This is a genomic window from Rhodothermus bifroesti (genome assembly GCF_017908595.1).
Classification (GTDB): domain Bacteria; phylum Bacteroidota; class Rhodothermia; order Rhodothermales; family Rhodothermaceae; genus Rhodothermus; species Rhodothermus bifroesti.
This window is the reverse complement of record NZ_JAGKTL010000002.1, coordinates 165,322-184,869: the sequence shown is the minus strand read 5'-3', so window position 1 is coordinate 184,869 and position 19,548 is coordinate 165,322. Positions and strand designations below refer to the sequence as shown.

General features: G+C 56.1%; 25 protein-coding genes. 13 read left to right on the top strand and 12 right to left on the bottom strand.

What is annotated here, in order from left to right; translation table 11 throughout:
* Window positions 1–19: 19 nt before the first annotated feature.
* From J8E65_RS04530 to J8E65_RS04515, 4 genes are read right to left on the bottom strand one after another with little or no spacing between them, the layout of a single operon-like run.
* Window positions 20–1,705 carry a cbb3-type cytochrome c oxidase subunit I gene (locus J8E65_RS04530; RefSeq protein ID WP_210374219.1) on the bottom strand — a complete coding sequence of 562 codons (1,686 nt, stop codon included), beginning with the start codon at window positions 1,703–1,705 and terminating at the stop codon, window positions 20–22.
* Window positions 1,706–1,708: 3 nt separating this feature from the next.
* Window positions 1,709–2,176, bottom strand: a complete 468-nt coding sequence (locus J8E65_RS04525; protein WP_210374218.1) for a cytochrome c oxidase subunit II — start codon at window positions 2,174–2,176, stop codon at window positions 1,709–1,711.
* Between the two features lie 4 nt (window positions 2,177–2,180).
* On the bottom strand, window positions 2,181–2,321 hold the full coding sequence (locus J8E65_RS04520) for a cytochrome c oxidase subunit 2A (protein ID WP_210374217.1): 141 nt from the start codon (window positions 2,319–2,321) through the stop codon (window positions 2,181–2,183).
* 28 nt (window positions 2,322–2,349) lie between these two features.
* Window positions 2,350–2,565, bottom strand: coding sequence for a hypothetical protein (locus tag J8E65_RS04515; protein WP_210374216.1), 216 nt, complete (start codon window positions 2,563–2,565; stop codon window positions 2,350–2,352).
* Window positions 2,566–2,847: 282 nt separating this feature from the next.
* Between J8E65_RS04515 and J8E65_RS04510 the strand changes: the two genes are divergently transcribed.
* Window positions 2,848–4,155, top strand: a complete 1,308-nt coding sequence (locus J8E65_RS04510) for a coiled-coil domain-containing protein (protein WP_210374215.1) — start codon at window positions 2,848–2,850, stop codon at window positions 4,153–4,155.
* 143 nt (window positions 4,156–4,298) lie between these two features.
* On the opposite strand, the gene metG is transcribed toward J8E65_RS04510, so the two are convergent.
* Entirely contained in the window at window positions 4,299–6,401 is a 2,103-nt protein-coding gene (metG, locus tag J8E65_RS04505; protein ID WP_210374214.1) for a methionine--tRNA ligase, read from the bottom strand.
* A gap of 136 nt (window positions 6,402–6,537) precedes the next feature.
* On the opposite strand from metG, the gene hisB reads away from it, so the two are divergent.
* Genes hisB through J8E65_RS04475 form a run of 6 tightly spaced genes read left to right on the top strand, consistent with a single transcriptional unit; the run spans window position 6,538 to window position 10,533 of the window.
* Complete coding sequence (gene hisB / locus J8E65_RS04500; RefSeq protein ID WP_210374213.1) at window positions 6,538–7,146, top strand: imidazoleglycerol-phosphate dehydratase HisB; 609 nt, start codon at window positions 6,538–6,540, stop codon at window positions 7,144–7,146.
* Window positions 7,143–7,988 carry a pyrroline-5-carboxylate reductase gene (gene proC, locus J8E65_RS04495; protein ID WP_210374212.1) on the top strand — a complete coding sequence of 282 codons (846 nt, stop codon included), beginning with the start codon at window positions 7,143–7,145 and terminating at the stop codon, window positions 7,986–7,988. The genes hisB and proC overlap by 4 nt, the downstream gene beginning before the upstream one ends.
* A 4-nt stretch (window positions 7,989–7,992) precedes the next feature.
* Window positions 7,993–8,616: an imidazole glycerol phosphate synthase subunit HisH gene (gene hisH, locus J8E65_RS04490; protein ID WP_210374211.1), complete on the top strand. Its 624-nt coding sequence runs from the start codon at window positions 7,993–7,995 to the stop codon at window positions 8,614–8,616.
* Between the two features lie 48 nt (window positions 8,617–8,664).
* Window positions 8,665–9,456, top strand: a complete 792-nt coding sequence (hisA, locus tag J8E65_RS04485) for a 1-(5-phosphoribosyl)-5-[(5-phosphoribosylamino)methylideneamino]imidazole-4-carboxamide isomerase (RefSeq protein ID WP_210374210.1) — start codon at window positions 8,665–8,667, stop codon at window positions 9,454–9,456.
* Between the two features lie 5 nt (window positions 9,457–9,461).
* The gene (gene hisF / locus J8E65_RS04480; RefSeq protein WP_210374209.1) at window positions 9,462–10,253 is read left to right on the top strand and encodes an imidazole glycerol phosphate synthase subunit HisF; all 792 of its coding nucleotides are present in this window, start codon (window positions 9,462–9,464) and stop codon (window positions 10,251–10,253) included.
* Window positions 10,240–10,533, top strand: a complete 294-nt coding sequence (locus J8E65_RS04475; protein WP_210374208.1) for an ABC transporter permease — start codon at window positions 10,240–10,242, stop codon at window positions 10,531–10,533. The genes hisF and J8E65_RS04475 overlap by 14 nt, the downstream gene beginning before the upstream one ends.
* Here J8E65_RS04475 and J8E65_RS04470 read toward each other — a convergent pair.
* Window positions 10,524–10,991 (bottom strand): putative molybdenum carrier protein, encoded by a 468-nt coding sequence (locus J8E65_RS04470; protein WP_210374207.1) that lies wholly within the window; start codon window positions 10,989–10,991, stop codon window positions 10,524–10,526. The genes J8E65_RS04475 and J8E65_RS04470 overlap by 10 nt on opposite strands.
* Here J8E65_RS04470 and thpR point away from each other — a divergent pair.
* From thpR to J8E65_RS04450, 4 genes are all read left to right on the top strand, one after another.
* The gene (gene thpR / locus J8E65_RS04465; RefSeq protein ID WP_210374206.1) at window positions 10,990–11,535 is read left to right on the top strand and encodes an RNA 2',3'-cyclic phosphodiesterase; all 546 of its coding nucleotides are present in this window, start codon (window positions 10,990–10,992) and stop codon (window positions 11,533–11,535) included. The genes J8E65_RS04470 and thpR overlap by 2 nt on opposite strands.
* Window positions 11,501–12,169 (top strand): LolA family protein, encoded by a 669-nt coding sequence (locus tag J8E65_RS04460; RefSeq protein ID WP_210374205.1) that lies wholly within the window; start codon window positions 11,501–11,503, stop codon window positions 12,167–12,169. Before thpR ends, J8E65_RS04460 begins: the two co-directional genes overlap by 35 nt.
* A gap of 2 nt (window positions 12,170–12,171) precedes the next feature.
* Window positions 12,172–13,230, top strand: a complete 1,059-nt coding sequence (locus tag J8E65_RS04455) for a lysylphosphatidylglycerol synthase transmembrane domain-containing protein (protein ID WP_210374204.1) — start codon at window positions 12,172–12,174, stop codon at window positions 13,228–13,230.
* Between the two features lie 147 nt (window positions 13,231–13,377).
* Window positions 13,378–13,629, top strand: coding sequence for a hypothetical protein (locus J8E65_RS04450; protein ID WP_210374203.1), 252 nt, complete (start codon window positions 13,378–13,380; stop codon window positions 13,627–13,629).
* On the opposite strand, the gene rlmB is transcribed toward J8E65_RS04450, so the two are convergent.
* From rlmB to J8E65_RS04420, 6 genes are all read right to left on the bottom strand, one after another.
* Window positions 13,626–14,384 (bottom strand): 23S rRNA (guanosine(2251)-2'-O)-methyltransferase RlmB, encoded by a 759-nt coding sequence (gene rlmB / locus J8E65_RS04445; protein ID WP_210374202.1) that lies wholly within the window; start codon window positions 14,382–14,384, stop codon window positions 13,626–13,628. The two genes, J8E65_RS04450 and rlmB, sit on opposite strands and share 4 nt — an antisense overlap.
* Window positions 14,377–15,777 (bottom strand): pyridoxal phosphate-dependent decarboxylase family protein, encoded by a 1,401-nt coding sequence (locus J8E65_RS04440; RefSeq protein WP_210374201.1) that lies wholly within the window; start codon window positions 15,775–15,777, stop codon window positions 14,377–14,379. Before J8E65_RS04440 ends, rlmB begins: the two co-directional genes overlap by 8 nt.
* A 13-nt stretch (window positions 15,778–15,790) precedes the next feature.
* Entirely contained in the window at window positions 15,791–16,261 is a 471-nt protein-coding gene (locus tag J8E65_RS04435; RefSeq protein ID WP_210374200.1) for a DUF3592 domain-containing protein, read from the bottom strand.
* Between the two features lie 104 nt (window positions 16,262–16,365).
* On the bottom strand, window positions 16,366–16,866 hold the full coding sequence (locus J8E65_RS04430) for an HNH endonuclease (RefSeq protein WP_210374199.1): 501 nt from the start codon (window positions 16,864–16,866) through the stop codon (window positions 16,366–16,368).
* A 212-nt stretch (window positions 16,867–17,078) separates the two neighbouring features.
* The gene (locus J8E65_RS04425) at window positions 17,079–17,354 is read right to left on the bottom strand and encodes a PqqD family protein (RefSeq protein ID WP_210374198.1); all 276 of its coding nucleotides are present in this window, start codon (window positions 17,352–17,354) and stop codon (window positions 17,079–17,081) included.
* A gap of 99 nt (window positions 17,355–17,453) precedes the next feature.
* Complete coding sequence (locus J8E65_RS04420) at window positions 17,454–18,023, bottom strand: lasso peptide biosynthesis B2 protein (protein WP_341481739.1); 570 nt, start codon at window positions 18,021–18,023, stop codon at window positions 17,454–17,456.
* Window positions 18,024–18,133: 110 nt separating this feature from the next.
* Here J8E65_RS04420 and J8E65_RS04415 point away from each other — a divergent pair, with 110 nt between their 5' ends.
* Together J8E65_RS04415 and J8E65_RS04410 are read left to right on the top strand one after the other, a co-directional pair.
* A complete protein-coding gene (locus J8E65_RS04415; RefSeq protein WP_210374197.1) occupies window positions 18,134–19,090 on the top strand; it encodes an L-threonylcarbamoyladenylate synthase in 957 nt (318 codons plus the stop codon).
* Window positions 19,091–19,185: 95 nt separating this feature from the next.
* Window positions 19,186–19,545: a T9SS type A sorting domain-containing protein gene (locus tag J8E65_RS04410; protein WP_210374196.1), complete on the top strand. Its 360-nt coding sequence runs from the start codon at window positions 19,186–19,188 to the stop codon at window positions 19,543–19,545.
* The last annotated feature ends 3 nt before the right edge of the window (window positions 19,546–19,548 follow it).

Here is a 19,548-nt window from a genome sequence, read left to right as displayed (position 1 = left end):
CTATCCCCTCGTTTGCAACTCAATAAATCCGAAAGCCAGGTGAAAAAAGCTTGGGCGGTAGATAGGTGGCAAAGAACGGACCGTAGGCAATGACAATCAGCAGAATGGCCACAACGACCCAGAAGCCAATCCGGTCCAGCCGACGCGCCCAACCATTTTCAGCAGGAGACGTCAGCGTTTCAGACCAGGGAATGTCCTGGGGGCCTTCGCCTGGGCGGCCTTTCCAGATCGTCATTACAATGACCACAAAAAACAGGGCAATACCAATAAACATTAGCGTGCCCCCGACCCCGGTAAGGATTTGTCCGACGAGCCAGTCAGGATCGTTGTAGGGTGCTTGGACCATGAATGTGCGACGCGGCATGCCTTCCAGGCCGGCCGAGATCATGCCGCGTGCAAAGATGAGCAACCCGATCGTATAGATCCAATTCGAGGCCAAAGCCCAGCTGCGTCCCCAAAGGCCGCGTCCGGTCAGATAAGGCACCATCCAGTAGGCCACGCCCATAAACGTCATGGCTACCGCACTGCCTACCGTCATGTGGAAGTGCCCTGGCACCCAGGTCGTATTGTGCACAACCTGGTTCATCGTGAACGAGGCGTTAATCAGACCTGTAATGCCGCCAAAAACGAACGTAATCATCGCCAGAAGCTGAGCCGATAGCGAAGGATCCTTCCAGGGCAGCTTAGGGATCCATCCCAAAAGTCCACGGCCCCCATGGGCCCGCCCCCCCATCTCCAAGGAAGCCATGACGCTAAAAGCGGTGATCAGACTCGGGAAGAACACCCCGAACGTGAGCACCGCATGCACCAGCTTAAATCCTTGATGGACGCCGGGATCGGTGTACTGATGGTGAAATCCTGTCGGGATGGAAAGCAACAAAAAGAGAATAAACACAAATCGGGTAAGCGAATCGCTCACCACCTTACCCCCGGCCTGGCGGGGCACCAGCGCATACCAAGACACATAAGCCGGAAGCAGCCAAGCATAGACAATAGCATGGCCAGTAAACCAAAAAAGCGTGCGCGTCAGCAGCGGGTCGGTCCGCTCTACCCATCCCAACGACCAAGGAATGAGAAACACTAAAAACTCCACCGCAATGGGTAGCGAAGCCAAAAACCACATCACATAAGAGACGATCGAGATGTGGGCCAAAAGCGGTAAGCGTGCTTCTGGATGGTCACGTTTCCATCCGCGCCAGCTTAGCAGCATATTGAGCAAAGCTAGCCAGGTGCTGATCACCACAAAAACCAACCCCACGTAGTAGGTCCAGTGCGCCTGCAGCGGTGCATAAGCGGTGTAGAGCACGCTGGCTTTGTTGGTCACAACGGCATAAATCACCAGCAGATTGCCCACGACCAGCGTGCCGAAGCTGGACCATAGCAGGCGGTCATCTAGGCGGCGTGACAAAGCCCGCGCCACCATGAGCGGAAGAAAAGCGTTGGAAAAAGAGAACGTAAAGATAATCGCATTGGCTACCCCATGGGCTGTGAGGCCTTGGTAGTAGCTGCGTAAAGCTGGAAAGTAGCCCAAAATGTTGATGCCGGCATAAGAAAGGGCCTGGGCTAAACCGTGAAAAATGCCGGCTGTCAGTGCCGCGTAGCCCACGTATAGCGTCCAGCGCAATACGCGACGCTGGGTTTCCGATAGCGTGATCGGCGTGGGATCCGCAACAACTGGCGTCGAAGCAACAACATGTTCAGCCATGGCTTATTCGACGATGATTTTTCCGTACATGTTATGGTGGCCAGCGCCACAGTATTCATGACATACGATCAGGTACTCCCCAGGCGAGCGGAAGCGATAGCTTAAACGGGTGATTTGGCCTGGAATGAGCATCATGTTCACGCGCGTCCCCTCAATAGAAAAGCCGTGGATGACGTCAAAGGCCGTCGCGATGAAGTTAAGCTCCGCTCCGACCGGCACGCGCAGCTCCATCGGGTGAAAACGCCAGGCTTGTCCAATAATCACCACATCGTACCGGTTGGGCCCCGTTTGATGCACGCCAGGACGGTCAAACGGCGGCGTTGTAAAAACCTTGCCAGGCTCAATCTCCCCCGTACGCCCAGGCAAATGAATGCCCATAGCAAACGAGGCGTAAACGAGGGCTACCAGACAAAGCACCAGCAAAACGCCCCCAACGGCCATAAAAGTGCGCTCGTAGGCATGGACTTTCATAGGCTTACCGGTTTAAAAGCATAAGGTACACGATAATCCAAAATCCAAAAACCATAGCTAAAAAAATCAAGGTCAAAAAAAGTGTGCCCCGCACGTCAGGCTCTTCTGGCGGAGCAGGCTGCTGGACAGGTCTTGCTTCGGCCATAGCAGTTCAACAGCTTAGGTTAGCAGAGTTACGGGCTCGTTTTCATCCCATCCTGCGCACGTCGGGAAAGCCAACGCAACCAAACCCACAGCACAACCAGTAAGGGCAACGAAATCCACAAACGCGTCGGCTGCACATGCAGCGACAACAACTGGTTTAGCGTTTCCCATAAATAGGCAACTATAGGAATCCCCACCATCACTATCACCCCCATTTGCACGAACAAACGGACAGATTCTTTCATACTAGCGACAGCGGTTTCACAAAAGAAACGCTTTAATTCCTAAAATGCAAGGCCCTCCCCACCACAAAGGGTTTACAGTTTTGTGAAGATTCCTGCAGGCTACCTACTCCGGCTTACTGGAAAGTGTGCCTCGTTTGGTTATAGTGCACTCTTTGCACATTCGCTTCGAGATATGCACATCATTCGAGCAACGTTAGGCTGTTTCACTAGGAAATTGGCAGATGGCATGATTTTCGGGGTACTGAAGGGTGTCTGTTGAAAGGTAACCAAGCGGAGAGACTGATGAAGGTAGCACAGCTATTTGGAATAGCCTTATTCGCTTTAGGACTGGGGCTGATGGGATGTGACAGCGGAGGCGACGTGGCAACGGTTCGTTTAGAAGGGCGCGTCACCGATGCTCAGGGCTATGGTGAGACTGGTGGGGCGGGCAAGCAAGGAGTAGCAGCCGTCCAGGCTGCTATTGAGGGAGCCGTGGTTACAGCTGCCCGTCTCCAGGGCAATGGTACGTTACAACCGCTGGAAGGGCAAGTCCAGAGCGACGCTACTGGAGCCTTTGCTTTAAATGTTGCAGCACGAAGCGGTGATCTGCTGATGCTGCGGGCTGAAAAAGGCAGCTTTCGCTCAGCGGTGCTGGTCTATGTGCATGTAGGTAGCGGTGGCACGGTGCGTGCGATGCCTATGACGGCCGAATCCAAAGCGGAAGCGGAGGTTTATGTTACGGTACGCAATCAGGATGACAACGGCCAGGAAGATGCGGGCGACGCCTCGCCGGCACTGGTGGCCGCTTATATAACTAGCTCGGTAGCGGCCGAATTGCAGGCAGGTGGCCTTACCACAGCGCAGCTTGCCACTACCTTGCAGCAAATCGCTCGTGCTGAAGCTGCATTTGTAAGCCGGGCAGGAGCTTCGGCTCAGGCGTTAGCGCAAGCACGTCAGCGGCAACTTTCGGCTTGGGCAGCCCTCCAGGCTGCGTTGCATACGGCCACCAGTGCACAAGCCGAAAGCAACGCCATAGCTAGCTTCGAGGCTGCTTTTTTGGAAGCTTACACCGAGGCAGGACTTTCGGCTGAAGCTCGGGCAAAGCTGCTGCAAACGGCACGCTTGGCTGCTACGCGTTTGGTAGCTGGGGGTAGTCAGACGGCACGCATTGCCCTACGCAAGCAGGCAGAAATTCTGAGCGCCCTGGCCACTACAGCTGCTGTTGAGGCCGCTTTCCGGGCCGAGGGTGTGGCTCAGTCCCGCATGGATTCCCTTGTGCAGGCACGAGCAGATTGGTTTGCTTCCTTGCGGGCCGCAAGCAGCACAACGGCCATGGAGCAAGCCCGTGCCCAATATATTGCGACCGTAGAAGCTGCACTGGCTGCTACGCTAGGCCTTAGCAGCCAGGCTATGGCTAACCTCAAAGCTTCTTTAAGCGCGGCTAAAAACGCCTTGCAGACGGCGCTTTCGCTAGCCAGCTCGGCTACAGCCGTTGCGGAAGCTTCTTTAGCTTTCTACAGCAGCGCTGAAAGCACCATCAGCAATTCGCTGCAAGGCAACGCACGGGCGGGGCTGGCAGCAACCGTGCTAGCGTTGCTTCATCTTGGCTAAGAGAGGTTAACGCAAACCTAAAAGGGCCTGCAAGTGCGGGCCCTTTTAGGTTTTTCTCTCTTCTTTAGCTTTACTGCTGTCTCTCTGATACGTTGGCTTTTGTTCAGTCCCTTCCCCAATCCGTCGTTGCGCCTCCCCAAGACTCAACGCACCACAGCACCGGGTTCGCTTTCGGCTGTAACCGGCACCAGACGGCCTTCACGATCCTCAGCCATAAGCAGCATCCCCTGGCTTTCAAGTCCCATGAGCCGTCGAGGCTGCAGGTTGGCTACCACCACCACACGTCGTCCTTCTAGGGCCTCTGGTGCCCACTGTTCAGCCACACCAGCCAGAATTTGCCGTTTTTCAAACCCCAGGTCAACCTCTAAGCGAAGCAGCTTTTGTGATTTAGGTACGCGCTCTGCTTTTTGCACTATCCCAACCCTTAGGTCTAGCCGGTCAAAATCGCTATAGAGGATTTCCGGTTTCAGCGGCGCATAAGGGGTTGCATTGGTTTGGGAAGGGGTTTGTTTTGCTCGCTGCTCCAGGTGGGCAATTTGCTGGTTGATGATGTCATCTTCGATCTTAGAAAACAGAATTTCAGGATTGCCAAGAACGTGGCCTTCAGCGAGCAAAGGACGTGCGGCATCGTCCCATCCAAGTGTGCCCGTAGTGCGTTCGGGGGTGCTAGCGCGTACGCCTTCTAGGCGCAACATTTGACGCAGGCGGGCTGCTGCAAAGGGCAAGACCGGCTCGAGCAGAATGCTAAGGGCTGCGCAAAGCTGCAACGAGATATGGATTGTATTGGCACAGGCTTGGGGGTCGGTTTTCCGCGTATGCCAAGGTTCGGTGTCGTTAAAGTACTTATTGCCAAGCCGAGCCAAGTTCATGGTCTCCTGAACGGCTTCACGAAAACGGAACTGCTCGTAGGCGGTACCGATTCGTTCGGGATAGGAGGCCAGTTCGGCGAGCACGGCTGCATCGACAGGCCGCGGGTTGCGTAGCGGAGGCACTTTACCCTCAGCAAACCGCTGAGCAAAGGTGAGCGTGCGGTAAACGAAATTGCCCAAAATGTCGGCCAGTTCTGCATTGACGCGCTGCTGAAACTCTTTCCAGCTGAAGTCCGCATCCCGCGTCTCGGGCAGCATTGTGGTTAAGACGTAGCGCAGCAAATCGGGCGGGAATGTTTCCAAATATTCGTGCAGCCAGACTGCCCAGCCACGGCTGGTAGACAGTTTTTTACCCTCCAGGTTGAGAAACTCGTTGGCGGGCACGTTGTCGGGCAGCACGAACGCGCCATGCATCATGAGCATTGCAGGAAACATCAGGCAGTGAAAGACAATGTTGTCTTTTCCAATGAAATGAATTAAGCGCGTGCGTTTATCCTGCCAGTAGCGCCGCCAGGCTTCCGGATCGCCCTGCTGCTGTGCCCACTCGCGGGTGGCAGAAATGTAGCCTATGGGGGCATCGAACCACACGTAGAGCACTTTGCCCTCGGCAGACACGCCATGTCGACGGGCTACGTCTTCCGGCACAGGCACGCCCCAAGGAATGTCGCGCGTGACGGCGCGGTCGCGCAGCCCTTGTTGGAGCCAGCTGCGGACTTGTCCCAGCACGTTAGGTTTCCATTCCGGGTGCGTCGCGATCCATGCTTCTAGGCGTTCTTGCCAGTCGCCCAGCGGCAAATACCAATGGGTGGTTTCGCGCAGTTCAGGAGTCGCTTTAGAGAGCACGCTGCGTGGATTAATGAGATCGGTGGGGCTCAGCGAAGTACCGCAGCGCTCACACTGGTCTCCATAGGCCTCTTCATAGCCGCATACCGGGCACGTGCCGCGCACGAAGCGGTCAGCCAAAAACAGCCCGGCTTCGGGATCGTAGAGCTGCTTTTCGGTCTTCAGCTTAAAGAAGCCTTGTGCATCCAAACGACGGAAGAAGTCCTGGCTGGTCTCAAAATGCACCGGCGAAGTGGTGCGGCCGTAGTAATCAAAGCTGATCCCAAAGCGGGCAAAGCTCTCCCGAATCATCGGGTGGTAGCGGTCCACAATCGCTTGCGGTGTCGTACCTTCTTCAAGAGCGCGCATCAAAATGGCCACGCCCAGCTCATCGGAACCGCAGATAAACAGTACATCCCGGCCTTTCAGACGCTGGTAGCGACAGTATAGATCTGCCGGCAAATAGGCCCCAGCAAGATGCCCAATGTGAATTGGGCCATTGGCATACGGCAAAGCTGCAGTAACCAGAATGCGTTCAAAGCGCGTTGCTTCCATAAAAGACCAAAACGGTTTAAGAAAATCGCAGGATTTTGGTGCAAGTGGCTAGCATTCGCTTGCCAGGTTTCAGAAATTTGCGCAGCTATCTGCATGCTGTGGGTAGCGCAAACGCTTAGCTAGCGTAATCGGTTCGATGGCTACAATCCCCACGTTTACCCCCCGATCAGCCTCCCGCCATCGCACTACAGGCGAGACGGATGTCGAGGTCGTCTTGACTTTAGATGGCACGGGCCGGTCTGACTGTAAGACGGGCATTGGGTTCCTGGATCACATGCTGGCGCTTTGGGCACGTCATGGTAGCTTTGACCTTGTGGTCCACTGCCAAGGCGACCGGCATGTTGATGAGCATCATTCGGTCGAAGACGTAGCCATCACCCTAGGTCAAGCCTTTACTGAAGCCCTGGGGGACAAGGCCTACATTGCTCGCTACGGTATGGCCTATGTGCCTATGGACGAGGCGCTAGCTCGGGCCGTCGTTGACCTTTCAGGGCGCTTTTACCTGGTCTTTGACGCCCAATTTGCGCGTCCTACCGTTGGGGATTTGCCCACTGAACTGGTGCGGCATTTTTGGTACTCGTTTGCGGAACACGCACGCTGCAACCTCCATATTAGCGTGCTTTACGGAGAAAACACCCATCATCAAGTAGAAGCCATCTTCAAAGCCGTAGCGCGGGCGTTGCGCGAAGCTGTAGCGCGCGACGCGCGCTATGGCCCAGTGCTTTCGACCAAAGGCGTGCTATGACCGCTGCTGCCCTATTGACTCATCAAACCATTGCCATCATCGGAGCAGGAAATATTGGCCGGGCGCTCATTGGCGGATTGTTACGCGGCCATGAACTGGCCCCTGAGCAAATTCGTGCTACGCGCCGCAATCCCTCAGCGCTAGAGGCGCTGCAGGCTGAATTTCCTGGTATTCAGACGACCACAAGCAACCTGCAGGCTGTAAGGGAAGCTACCTTGATTGTGCTGGCTGTTAAGCCGCAAAACGCCCGCGAGGTGATTGAAGAAATCCGGGCGCAAGTGCTTCCCGAGGCTTTAATTCTTTCGGTACTTGCCGGTTTGACAACCAGCTCCATTGAGCGCTTGTTTGGCAGGCCGCTGCCTGTAGTCCGCGCTATGCCAAACACCCCTGCGCTGGTTGATGAAGGGGCTACAGCCTTGGCTGCCGGCGCGCATGCCCGAGCGGAGCATGTAGAGCTGTGCCGCCAAATTTTTGAAGCCGTTGGCAAAGTAGAGACTGTGCCCGAATACCTGATGGATGCCGTCACAGGTCTTTCGGGGAGTGGACCAGCTTACGTGTTTATGTTTATCGAGGCCCTAACAGATGCTGGTGTTAAGCAAGGCTTGCCACGTCCGATTGCCTTCCGCTTGGCTGCGCAGACCGTCTACGGAGCAGCAAAGTTGGTGCTGGAAACGGGGCGTCATCCGGCCATTTTGCGCGATGAAGTGACCACACCGGGAGGCACTGCTATTGCGGCCGTGGCCGAGCTAGAAGCCCATGGCCTGCGCACCATGCTTATCAACGCGGTAGCTACTGCTACCCGACGTTCCCAGGAACTGAGCCAGCTCAGCAACCACGACTGACCGCATGGTCACCATTATTGACTACGGCATAGGCAACCTACGTTCGCTGGAGAAGGCATTCCAGGCCGTGGGCGTCGAGGTGCTCCGCACCGACGATCCAGAACGGGTGCGGCAGGCAACGCGGCTGGTGCTTCCAGGCGTTGGTGCCTTTGGTGCGTGCATAGCAGAGATTCGTCGCCGTGGACTAGAGCAGGCTATCTTGGAGGCAGTCGACCGCGGCACACCGCTCCTGGGGGTGTGTGCTGGGCTGCAGCTGCTTTTCGAGGAAAGCGAAGAGCACGGCCGCCACCGAGGGCTGGGCCTGCTACCGGGTCGGGTCATCCGCTTTCCCGAAACCACACCCGATGGCCAGCGCCTGAAAATCCCGCATATGGGCTGGAATACCATCACGCGCCACCAGGTTGGAGGGTTGCTTGATGGGATCCCAGAGGGGGCATTTTTTTATTTTGTGCATTCCTACTATGCTGCTGCTACCCGTCCAGAGGATGTGCTGGCCAGCAGCACCTATGGCATACCGTTTCCCGCAATTGTGGGACGCGATCGCATCTTCGGTGTGCAGTTTCACCCTGAAAAAAGCCAGCAATATGGTCTTCGCATCCTAAAGAATTTTGCGGATCTATTGTTCTAGAACCGCTTTAGAGTTTACAAAAGCCTACCGAAACGAATTTTTTATGCGATGCTGCTGGTGATCCCTGCCATCGATCTGCGTGGAGGACGCTGCGTACGTCTGTACCAGGGATCCTATGAGCGGGAGACGGTCTACTTCGACGATCCGGTCAAGATGGCCCGGCTTTGGCGGGTGCAAAATGCTCGGGTACTGCACGTGGTCGACCTGGATGCTGCCCGCAACCAAGGCCATAACCGGGAGGTGATCGGCGCCATTTGCCAGGCACTGGACATTCCGGTGCAGGTGGGCGGGGGCATCCGAACGCTGGAAGACATTGAAGCGCTCTTAGCGCAAGGTGTCTACCGTGTTGTACTAGGTACGGCGGCGGTACGCGAGCCCGATCTCATTTCCGAAGCCTTGGCCCGCTATGGCTGTAGCCGCATTGTTGTGGGTATCGACGCCCGGGATGGGGAGGTGCGCATTGAAGGTTGGACATCGGGCAGCGGCGTTGATGCCATCGCCCTGGCCCTAGACATGGAGCAGCGTGGCGTGCGCCGCTTTGTCTACACCGATATCAGCCGCGATGGTACGCTCGAAGGCCCCAACATTGAAATGTACCGTGCATTAGGAAGGCGGCTCCAAAAAGCCCGCATCACCGCTTCTGGAGGCGTAAGCGGCTACCGCGACCTGATGCGCCTGCAGGAACTGGAACCCTATCGGGTTGACTCAGTCATTATCGGCCGCGCGCTTTATGAAAATCGCTTCCCCTGCCAGCAGTTCTGGTGCTGGCACCATAAAGATGAGGTCGACCTGACGCGCTTCTCCACGGCCCCGCTTAAACGAGATGTGACGCTGCCCTAAACCCTATGCCGCTAGCACGCCGCATTATTCCTTGCCTGGACGTCGACCACGGCCGCGTGGTCAAAGGAGTGCAGTTTGTTGACCTGGTTGATGCCGGCGATCCCGTCGAGCAAGCCCGCTTTTACGATGCCGCCGGCGCCGACGAGCTCGTGTTTTTGGACATCACGGCCACCCACGAAAACCGGGCGATCCTGCACGAAGTGGTGCGTCGCACAGCTGACCAGGTGTTCATTCCGCTTACGGTGGGTGGTGGGCTGCGCACGCTCGAAGACCTGCACGCCATGCTCGAGGCAGGAGCCGATAAGGTATCGATCAACTCGGCCGCCATTCGTAATCCAGAACTGATCACAGCCGGCGCCAAGGCCTTTGGTAGCCAGTGCATTGTGGTAGCCATCGATGCCCGGCGTGTGGCCGACCATCCGCCCCGCTGGGAAGTCTACACGCACGGAGGACGCCGTCCTACAGGCCTGGATGCTGTCGCTTGGGCACAGGAAGCTGAAGCACGCGGTGCCGGAGAGCTGCTCGTTACCTCGATGGATCGGGATGGGACCCAGGACGGCTACGACCTGGAATTGCTTCGTGCTATCAGCAACGCCGTATCCATTCCGGTTATCGCTTCAGGAGGTGCTGGCACGCTGGAACACCTGCGCCAGGCTTTTATCGAAGGCCAAGCCGATGCTGTGCTGGCCGCTTCGATCTTTCACTTTCGCAAGTATACCATCCAAGAGGCCAAGCTTTACCTCCACCGGGCCGGCATTCCCGTACGTTTAGCCGAAACGGTCGATGCTTTCGCCTGAAATCCGCCGACAGGTACGTCTGCTACAAGGCGCCGCGTTATTGTTTGGTGTCCTGGGCTTGACCATAGCGCTCTGGCTGGCCGACAAGGCGGTGCGTTATCCCCACATCTTAGCCCGCCAAGGTAGTGCCGAGGCGCCATTGTGGATTCCTATGCTTGGCTTTGTGCTGCTATGCACCACGGCCAGTGTAGCGTTGTTTTTACGCGCTGCGCAACGCGTAGCCCGGGGTGAAGATCTGCATCGCCATCGGCCTCACCCTGACACCCTAAATCAAGAATGAAACAGGGCAGTCAACACCTCATAGGCACGTTGGTAAATGCCAGGGGCCTGGCTTTCGCGAGGGCCAGCCACGTTAAGTACGCGAACGCGATGGGCTTCAAGCCATTGACGGATGTCCGACACCAATTGCTCTACAGGGCGATCCAACGCAAGCACCAGCACAGGCTTACCCTGTTGACGGGCTTCGCGTTCGGTTTGGGCTGTCCCGCCCCGCAGCGGCCCTCCAGGGTGTAAAATGAGCGTGGCCTCGCTATCCCGTACGTTCCAGGCTGTGCGCTGTGAAGGGTCAGGCAAAGGCGTTTCCTGAAGCGGATAGTGTGGTGGAATCACACCATCTTCGGCCCAACGTCCTTTAGGACACCAACCGCCTACTGGAACTCCAGCCGAGCGTGCTGCGTCGAGCGCTGCGCGATCGACACCGGTCTGTCCACCAGAAACAACTTTTTCTATCCGTAGCATGGGTTCGTTGCGCTTATTCATTGCCTTAGAAGTGCCTGAAGCGCATCGGCACCGTCTTTATACCCTCCGGGATCCTTCCTGGAAAGCCCGTTGGGCTACTCCTGAACAATTTCACCTGACACTCCGTTTCTTGGGCCAGGTCGAAGAAAAAGTGTTGCCTGCCCTAGAGCACACGCTAGCGGACATTAGACTTCCGGCTTTTTGGCTTCATATTCGCGGTCTTGTGGTCTTTCCCTCACCCACGCGTCCCCGCGTGCTCGCAGCAGCGGTAGACCCTGCAGCGCCACTGCGCACCTTACAGGCAGAGATTGAGCGGCGCGTTGTGGACTTAGGGTTTGCGCCCGAGCCTAAGCCCTTTCACCCGCACATTACCCTCGCCCGGCTGAAACAGGTCGCGCCTACAAGGGTACGCCTGTTCCTTGAGCGCTACCAGAACTTCTCCCTCGAGCCGTTTAGCGTGGCCCATTTTACGCTTTTTGAAAGCCACTTGCATCCTCAAGGAGCTCGCTATGTTTCGCTACAACAGTTTCCGCTACAGGCATAACCGAGGCCTATGGGTCTTGTTTGGGTTGGTTCTGCTTTACACCCTTCCGCTTCAAGCACAGTCGCCTGCCCGGCAGGTGATGGAGCGCTTACGGGAGCGCTACGCGCAACTCAAAGCCCTGCAGGCTTCCTTTATTCAAATTACGCAAACTCCCTATGCCAACGGCGGCGATACGCTAAAAGGCACATTGTTGCTCTCAGGCGACCGTTACCGCATTGAAACGCCCCGCCAGCTTTTGGTTACCGATGGCCAGACCACCTGGGTTTACCTACCGGAAACCCGCCAGGTGGTGATGAACCGCTACGTAGTTGACGAAACTGCTTTCTCGCTGCACGAATTTCTTGTGCGTTACCCAGAGCGCTACAATGTTGAAGGAGGAGAGACGGTGCGTTACCAGGGCGAGCGGCATTACCGGCTGCGTTTACGACCTCGCCAGCGCGATGCAGCGGTGCAAGAAGTAACCCTATGGGTACGAGACCGAGACCTAGCCATAACGCGGCTGGAAGTGCGCGACGTGAACGAGACCCATCTAACGTTTATGCTAACCGACATTCGCTTTAACCCAGTCGTGCCTAATGACGCGTTCACGTTTCACCCTCCTTCAGGCGTTGAGATTGTAGATTTGCGAGAGTAAGTATGTCGCGCCTAAGTACTGCCTATCGTGCCTGGCTTTTTCGGTTAGGGAGCTTTGCCCTTGCTGGCATTTTGCTCTATCTGGCCCTTCGTGGTGTAGCTTTAGCGCAGATTTGGAATGAGCTCAAAACTGCCCAGTACGGTTTGCTGTTGCCCCTGGTGGGGCTCATGGTGCTGACGCTTGTTTTAAGAGCCTGGCGATGGCGTTTGCTGCTGAATGCTCTTTCGGACTCCAAGCATCCTTCAAGCATCCGCCTGGGGGAAGCCTTTGCCGCACTCATGATTGGCTATATGGTCAACTATGCTGCCCCTAGGCTGGGCGAACTGGCACGTGCGGCCGTCTTGCGCCAACGTAGCGGCATGCGCTTAAGTAGCACGCTAGGCACCGTGGCAGGAGAACGACTTTTAGACATTGCCACCTTACTTGTGGCGCTTTTTAGCGTTGGGATCCTCTTGCTAGAACGATGGGGCATTGTCTATCGGCTGTTTATTGCACCAGTCTTTAGCCAGTGGCACCTCGCGGTACTGCTTGCCATAGGCCTGGGGTTATGTTTCCTCATTTTGAGATACTTATGGCAGCAACACCGCGAAAAGCGTTGGGTAGGGCGAATAAAAATCTTCTTAGAGGCCTTTACTCAGGGCCTGCTAACACTCAACCGCACAGGTCGCCCAGCTGCCTTACTGCTAAGCACCTTAGCCATGTGGATATGCTATATCCCGATGGCCTATCTGCCGCTAATAATGCTGCATCTTGCCGGACCTTACCAGCTGACGCTTTGGGATGCCTGGGTGCTGGTTGTGTTGGGTGCTGTAGGCGTTGCCTTGCCTGTGCCTGGTGGACTGGGCTCCTATCATTACATCACCGTACAAACCTTGGTACACGTCTTTGGAGTGCCTCAAGGACCAGCAGTTACTTACGCCGTACTAGCACATGGTGCACAGATGGTGATTTACACCGTAATCGGTTTTGGTTGTTTATTGCTTCAAGGCACAGGGTGGCGGGCAATGGTTGAACTAGAAGCGTTTTCAAAATCCACCCAAAGCCCTTCCAATACGCACTGAACAACGGCTCACTTGGCGCTCTTTGCGGCTTATTCACCTTTACTGACCGTTCACCTCGTTCTGCATGAAAATGCTTCCGGGTTTGTTTACACTTTAGCTGTCGCGCAGCCATGCTCTTTTTGTTCACCTTCACCAGCAGCCGGACCTATGGAAGCCCTTGTAAAACACCACAACCCGCTTGCCGATCTGATCAGCGACGAGGTGTATCAGATGCTGGTCGAACACGATCTGCTGGATGAGAAAGGCGTTCGCGATTATTGCATCCGGCAGCGCTTTCGCCAGCTTCGCGCGCAGAACATACCGGCCTACGATGCTATCGAACGGATTCAGGAGGAGTACCCTTACCTGCAGTTCGACACCATCCGCAAGATTGTCTATCGCGGGAACGGACAGCACTAAGGGCGCTCCCGAATCGCCGCAAAAAGCAAAATGCCAGCGGCGACCGATACGTTCAGTGAGGCTACGGGGCCGCGTAGCGGGATCGAAACCAGCACATCGCAGGTCTGGGCAACGCGAGGGCGTAAACCGCGCCCTTCGTTGCCCAGCACCAAAACGAGCGGTCGGTGCCAGTCCATTTCCCAAAGGGTTATCTGTCCTTGTGGGCTAGCACCGGCAATCCAGAAACCGTAAGATTTTAAGGATTCAAGCGCTTCGGCCAGGTTCGTGACCCGAGCAATTGGCAGGCGTAGGGCTGCACCAGCGCTGGCTTTTACGGCCACAGCACTTAGGGGAGCCATGTGGTGGCGGGGCACAATCACGCCGGATACCCCGGCAGCGACAGCCGTCCGCAAAATGGCGCCATAGTTATGTGGGTCTTCAATCTGATCCAAGGCGAGCAACAGGGGACGGTGTGCAGTAACCAGCTCTGGGCTTGGGGCTACTGTAGCGAGCAGGTCTTCCAAATCCCAGTAAGCCACTGGTGCGATCAGCGCTACAACGCCTTGGTGCGTGGCACCAGGCACCAACCGATCTAAACGCGCCTTAGGCACCGTTTGCACTGGAATGCCTCGAGCGGCAGCCGCCCTGCGGATTGCTTCGATCGCAGGACCCCCAGCACCTTCTTGCAAGAGGACCTTCTCCACGCGCGTTTCCGCCTGCTCCAGCGCTTCACGCACTGGATTGCGGCCGACCAAGCGATCGATCTCCTCACGCATAGGATGTGCGCGGTTGCAGGCGACGTACCAACACCTGCAGTCGCTCATGCAGGTGCGGCACGTAGTCTTCATGCTCCGGCTTCATGAGTACACTGCGCAAAACGCGCACTTGCGGACGATCCACCACCAACGCTGGATATCGCACGCGCAAGCCTTCGGCCTGTAGTCGCAATACGCTAAGAAACACCGGATCTTCTGGTTCCTCCATTGCTACTTGAAACAAGCGTTGGCTAAGGGCATCAACAGCCGATGCCGTAAGCGAGGGTGGCACCGGATAGAACGTCAAAATGTCCAACTCCGGTAACTGTACTAGGCGTAGCTCTTCGGAGGCTTCGATTAACGCTGCCCAGCGGCGCGCTGCCCGCAAGCAAGCAGCCAGGATGGGCCCCAGTCCCCGATCAGCAGCTAAAGGCAGTACCTGTAACGTCAGCCAAAGCGCCCCTGCAGCTGCCCCAGGCCGTGAGCATTCCAAGCTGATCTCGCCCAGATGCAACGCTTCCGAGGTAAAGTAGGTGTAGGGAGAATCATGTTGATAAAAACGGCCTACAGAAGGATCCCGGAAAAGAATTGCACCACAGCCGTAGGGCTGCAAGCCGTGTTTGTGAGGGTCAATCGCTACCGAATCGCATGCTGCCAGCGCGCGCAGGTGCCGGGCGGTCGCCTCTCCAAGTTCAGACGCTTGGGCATGGGCCAGCAGTGCAAAAAAACCCCCATAAGCCGCATCCACATGGACACGGCAGCCGTAGTCCTGACAAAGCCTTAGGGCATCAGCAATCGGATCCACCACGCCCCGACCCGTTGTGCCGGCTGTTAGGACCACGGTACCGATGCGGCCTGTGCGCAATGCCGCCTCTAGCGCTTCCAGGTCCATGCGTCCTTCAGCATCTACAGGGAGCTCTATGGCTTCAAGTTGCAGGAGCGCGCTCATGCGGGCATGCGTGTAGTGCGCCTCCTGCGAAAAAGCCACTGCCCGATCCGGATGGAGGCAACGCGCCACCCAAAGCGCCTCTAGGTTAGCCATCGTTCCCCCTCCGGTTAGATGCCCCAGTGCCGTCTCCGGAAAATGCAACATGGCCGCCAACGCTTGTACCACTTCTTTTTCCATCTGACCGGTTGGCGGACCACCGTCCAGGGCATGGTTGTTGGGATTGATGAGCTGAGCCGCCAAATAGCCGATCACCGCCACTGGATGCGGCGGCTTAAGCATCTGCCCGGCATAGCGCGGATGGAAAAACGGATAATTCCCCCGCAGCCGCTCTAAGTACTGCTCAAGCGCCGTTTGCAACGCTTCTGCCTCTACCCGCATGGCAGGATGCGGCATATAGGCACCCCACGAAGCTTCCCAATGCCGAATGGCTGTAACAAGCTGTGATAACCAAACCGTAAGATCCATGACCGTTGTAACGTCATGATTCTGGCGCGCGCAACGCTGGGTCGCCTTGCCGCCGCAGCAGCCGATTCCACCACCCTACGCCGAAGGCAAACACAGCCCCGCCTAGTAAACTCATAATCGCCTGAATGGCTGCCATACGCCACTGGGCCCGGGCTAAATCAACAATCACTAGATCTTCGGGAGACTCAGGGCGCACGCGCACCTGCACCGAGTCGCGCCCGCGCAGCAGAGGAGCCAGCGTATGCGGTAGACTGAGCTTTTCACGCTCCAACAGCCGACCGTCGGGCAAATGCACCCGCAGGTTTACGTAGTCGTAGGTAACATCCATGCGCTGCGAAATCTCCAGCGCTGTGATGGCAGCCACCGCCGGAATGCCTTCCGTCCAGGTGCGGTGTAGCGCATAAGCCACCCAGGCCTGGTATACCGCAAGCGCAAAAAGCAAAGCAGGTGCTAGCCACAAGGCCCGCGCAATCCATCGAACCATCGGTGTGGTCACAACGCGTACAAGCTAAGTGGATTGGAAGGATAATCTAAACCCTCCAAACGATCCTTTGGTCAATCGGTTTAGCCTACGCGGATTTTTAGACTTCAAACCAGAAACAAATACGGCTTCCAAGCCTCGTCGATCACGCCCACAAAGTCGCGAATAAACATAATGTGGCTGGGACGGAAGGGCTGACTGCGGAGTTGCATGCCGGCTTCTTCTGGCGTCCGATTCCCTTTGCGGTTGTTGCAGCGCGTGCAGGCCGTCACCAAGTTTTCCCACGTATCTTTCCCGCCGCGTGAGCGTGGAATGACATGGTCAACCGTTAGGTTTTCACGACTGCCACAATACTGGCAACGGTAGCGATCCCGGCGCAAAATGTTCTTGCGACTGAGCATGATGTGCTTGTAAGGCACGCGCACATATCCTTTAAGCCGAACCACACTAGGCCAAGGAAACTGAAGACTAGGGGAACGCACAAACCGATCCGCATAGGCCTCTACCACCTCTGCCTTTTGCAAAAAAACCAGGATAAGCGCGCGCTCGACGCTGCACACCGTGAGCACGCTGAAGTCCTGATTCAGAACAAGCACGTGCCCTTTCATACTACCACCCACGGGCTAAAAGGAAACTTTCGAAACGGTGCGCGGCGTGCCCGTGAGCGTGGGGCAGCAAAAACCCTATGTGGATTGTTGGACTTGGGAAAGCTTTTTTGGATTACAATAACGGTTTCACAAAATTACACGCCCCGGACACTCCAGGAACGTCGCAAAATTTACATATAAAATTCCCCAAAGCAAAGCCCAATAACGATCTTTTAACCAGCCTGGGCTTTTACTAAGCCCTGTTGGGCAAGTTCTTCTAAGAAGAGCTCGGCCTGTCGCCAAGCTTCTTGAGGCGACACGTCAAAGTGCGCCAGCAGCGCTTCTGCCACTTCGGAAACACTTTTTGGCCCTTGCGCGAGCTGCTCCCAGATAAACACCCCCGTAGCGTTAAGCGTGTAGTAGGTGTTGTTCGCTAGGTGCAGCAAGATCCCCTCCCCTTCATCGAATCGGGTAAAGCTTACCTCAGGGATAGGTTCATAGCATTTCATAGGATAGCGCTAGGTTTGAGTTTGGCGATAGGTATAGGCCTCTTCCAGTTCCTCCTAGCCGGACAGTGCACAAATCGGTGATCTGAAAACCAAGGCTTGCTATTTTCTTTGCAAATTCTGTTCCTGAAATGATTCCCCCAATTTGGACAAAAGCGGATTTGGATGGGTATAGGTAATCACGAATTGCTTTCTGGGATCTTCTAATTCAGCAATAGGAATGCCGTGGCATTCGATCCAGGCATGCCCTTGCAAACCGCCTGCTTCCTTGCGCACGCCAAAGCGTACGCAAACCGACTTCCCGGCACGTTTGTAGAAATAGTACAATAGCAGTGCTTGTTTCATGCAGAAGTTATAACCATAAAGGCGTCGTAGTACGGCTAGCGTCAAGCGCTCTGCACGTTCCAGCATGGCTGGTGAAAGTGGCAATTCGCCAAGCTGGGGTTCAAATTGCTGCATGAGTTCCGGCAAGGCCAACCGTCGTTGCTGCCACTCTAGCTTGGCAATAAGCTTAAAAATCTTCCAGAGTAACGACAAATCCCCTTTTCTGAGTTTGCGTAAGGCATCTTTGCGCAAGGAAAGCCTTAACATCCGGCGCAGCGAAGGCGGCTGCGCTAAATCAGGTGTGAGGGGTGCTTGATTGGGCCGGGCACTGCGCCAACGTGTAATCACAACGCATCACTTACTTGATATCGAAACCTTTAATAGCAAAGGTATTTCATCATCGGCCCTAGAGTCATCTGCTTTTGGCGCAAGCAGGCGGAGATCTGAAACCCACGGAAGTGATGTCTCACGCTACGCTCCTCACACGCGATGTTGAGGTTGCTGCTGCCTTGGTTCGCCAAGGGGAACTTGTGGCCTTTCCCACAGAAACGGTCTATGGCCTAGGGGCCGATGCTTTCAATCCAGAGGCTGTCCGCAAAATTTTTGAGGCTAAAGGTCGGCCGCTGGATAATCCCCTCATTGTGCACATTGCCGAACCTGCACAACTTGCTGCGTTAGTGCAAGAAGTGCCGGAAACGGCCCAGCGATTTATCGATCGGTTTTTTCCTGGACCTTTGACGTTGGTGTTGCCGCGCCATCCAGCAGTTCCAGATGAGGTAACCGCTGGGCTACCAACGGTTGGGGTGCGCATGCCACGCCATCCTATGGCCCAAGCGTTTCTTAGGGCCTGTGGTATCCCTGTAGCTGCCCCTTCGGCCAACCGGTCCGGCCGCCCCAGCCCTACGCGGTGGGAGGCTGTTTATGCTGATCTCAACGGTCGCATTGCCTGTATCCTCCAGGGAGATCGTAGCGATATGGGCCTGGAGTCAACCGTAGTCGATTGTACTGGAGCAGAGCCTCTGGTGCTGCGTGCTGGTGCGGTGCCCTTAGAGGCTTTACAAGCAGTGGTACCCCAAACCCGTTTGGCAACGCCTGATGATGTACGCCAAGCACGCAGTCCCGGGACCCGTTACCGTCACTATGCGCCCCAGGCCCAAGTTATTTTGGTGGATACGCCCCAGGCAGCCCAGCCGCATCCGCAGCATGCCTACATTGGGCTTGCTTCGCCAACGCACCCCGAAGCCTTTGGTCTGTGCTGCGTATGCCCCGACGTAGCCACCTATGCCTACGAGTTGTTTGACTTTTTTCGCCGGAGCGACGCAGCGGGCTGCAAACGCATCTACGCCCAGCGTGTCCCACGCATCGGCCTGGGTTTAGCCCTCATGGATCGCCTAGAACGGGCAGCTGCAAAGTAACGGAACTTTCCCCAAGACGATGCGCTTTTAGTTGCGATGTGCACACTTTTTGCAGCGTAGCTAGGTAGGCCCTGGCATTTAAAATGCACGCAACCATGCCGCGCGCGTTACAGCTTTTCGGTTTATGGGTATGCTTAGCTCTCCTGGTTGCTGTGTCTGCAAGGGCACAAGAAGCCAGCGTGCTTCCAGAGGTCTATCAGCTGACGCCAGCCTACCCTAATCCTTTTCAAACCACAACCACGTTTACGCTCACCGTTGCGCAAGCGCAGCCTGTGCGCATTGAATTATTTAACCTCCTGGGCCAGCGCTTGCGTTTGCTCTATGATGGCTGGCTTCCTGGCGGAGAGCCGCGTAGCTTTCACATCGAGGCCGGAGATTTGCCTAGCGGGGTATATCTCTACCGGGTGCAAGGCACAACCTTTACGGTCACGCGGCGCGTGCTACTCATTCGATAGCGT

Coding starts and splice junctions, on each gene's coding strand:
- J8E65_RS04430 (WP_210374199.1), bottom strand. CDS start 16,866: ATGAAAGGGCACGTGCTTGTTCTGAATCAGGACTTCAGCGTGCTCACG.
- J8E65_RS04520 (WP_210374217.1), bottom strand. CDS start 2,321: ATGGCCGAAGCAAGACCTGTCCAGCAGCCTGCTCCGCCAGAAGAGCCT.
- hisB (WP_210374213.1), top strand. CDS start 6,538: ATGGCTACAATCCCCACGTTTACCCCCCGATCAGCCTCCCGCCATCGC.
- rlmB (WP_210374202.1), bottom strand. CDS start 14,384: ATGCGTGAGGAGATCGATCGCTTGGTCGGCCGCAATCCAGTGCGTGAA.
- J8E65_RS04425 (WP_210374198.1), bottom strand. CDS start 17,354: ATGAAATGCTATGAACCTATCCCTGAGGTAAGCTTTACCCGATTCGAT.
- proC (WP_210374212.1), top strand. CDS start 7,143: ATGACCGCTGCTGCCCTATTGACTCATCAAACCATTGCCATCATCGGA.
- J8E65_RS04460 (WP_210374205.1), top strand. CDS start 11,501: ATGTTTCGCTACAACAGTTTCCGCTACAGGCATAACCGAGGCCTATGG.
- J8E65_RS04470 (WP_210374207.1), bottom strand. CDS start 10,991: ATGCTACGGATAGAAAAAGTTGTTTCTGGTGGACAGACCGGTGTCGAT.
- J8E65_RS04510 (WP_210374215.1), top strand. CDS start 2,848: ATGAAGGTAGCACAGCTATTTGGAATAGCCTTATTCGCTTTAGGACTG.
- hisH (WP_210374211.1), top strand. CDS start 7,993: ATGGTCACCATTATTGACTACGGCATAGGCAACCTACGTTCGCTGGAG.
- J8E65_RS04440 (WP_210374201.1), bottom strand. CDS start 15,777: ATGGATCTTACGGTTTGGTTATCACAGCTTGTTACAGCCATTCGGCAT.
- thpR (WP_210374206.1), top strand. CDS start 10,990: ATGGGTTCGTTGCGCTTATTCATTGCCTTAGAAGTGCCTGAAGCGCAT.
- J8E65_RS04475 (WP_210374208.1), top strand. CDS start 10,240: ATGCTTTCGCCTGAAATCCGCCGACAGGTACGTCTGCTACAAGGCGCC.
- J8E65_RS04455 (WP_210374204.1), top strand. CDS start 12,172: ATGTCGCGCCTAAGTACTGCCTATCGTGCCTGGCTTTTTCGGTTAGGG.
- metG (WP_210374214.1), bottom strand. CDS start 6,401: ATGGAAGCAACGCGCTTTGAACGCATTCTGGTTACTGCAGCTTTGCCG.
- J8E65_RS04435 (WP_210374200.1), bottom strand. CDS start 16,261: ATGGTTCGATGGATTGCGCGGGCCTTGTGGCTAGCACCTGCTTTGCTT.
- J8E65_RS04530 (WP_210374219.1), bottom strand. CDS start 1,705: ATGGCTGAACATGTTGTTGCTTCGACGCCAGTTGTTGCGGATCCCACG.
- J8E65_RS04515 (WP_210374216.1), bottom strand. CDS start 2,565: ATGAAAGAATCTGTCCGTTTGTTCGTGCAAATGGGGGTGATAGTGATG.
- J8E65_RS04525 (WP_210374218.1), bottom strand. CDS start 2,176: ATGAAAGTCCATGCCTACGAGCGCACTTTTATGGCCGTTGGGGGCGTT.
- J8E65_RS04450 (WP_210374203.1), top strand. CDS start 13,378: ATGGAAGCCCTTGTAAAACACCACAACCCGCTTGCCGATCTGATCAGC.
- hisF (WP_210374209.1), top strand. CDS start 9,462: ATGCCGCTAGCACGCCGCATTATTCCTTGCCTGGACGTCGACCACGGC.
- hisA (WP_210374210.1), top strand. CDS start 8,665: ATGCTGCTGGTGATCCCTGCCATCGATCTGCGTGGAGGACGCTGCGTA.
- J8E65_RS04410 (WP_210374196.1), top strand. CDS start 19,186: ATGCCGCGCGCGTTACAGCTTTTCGGTTTATGGGTATGCTTAGCTCTC.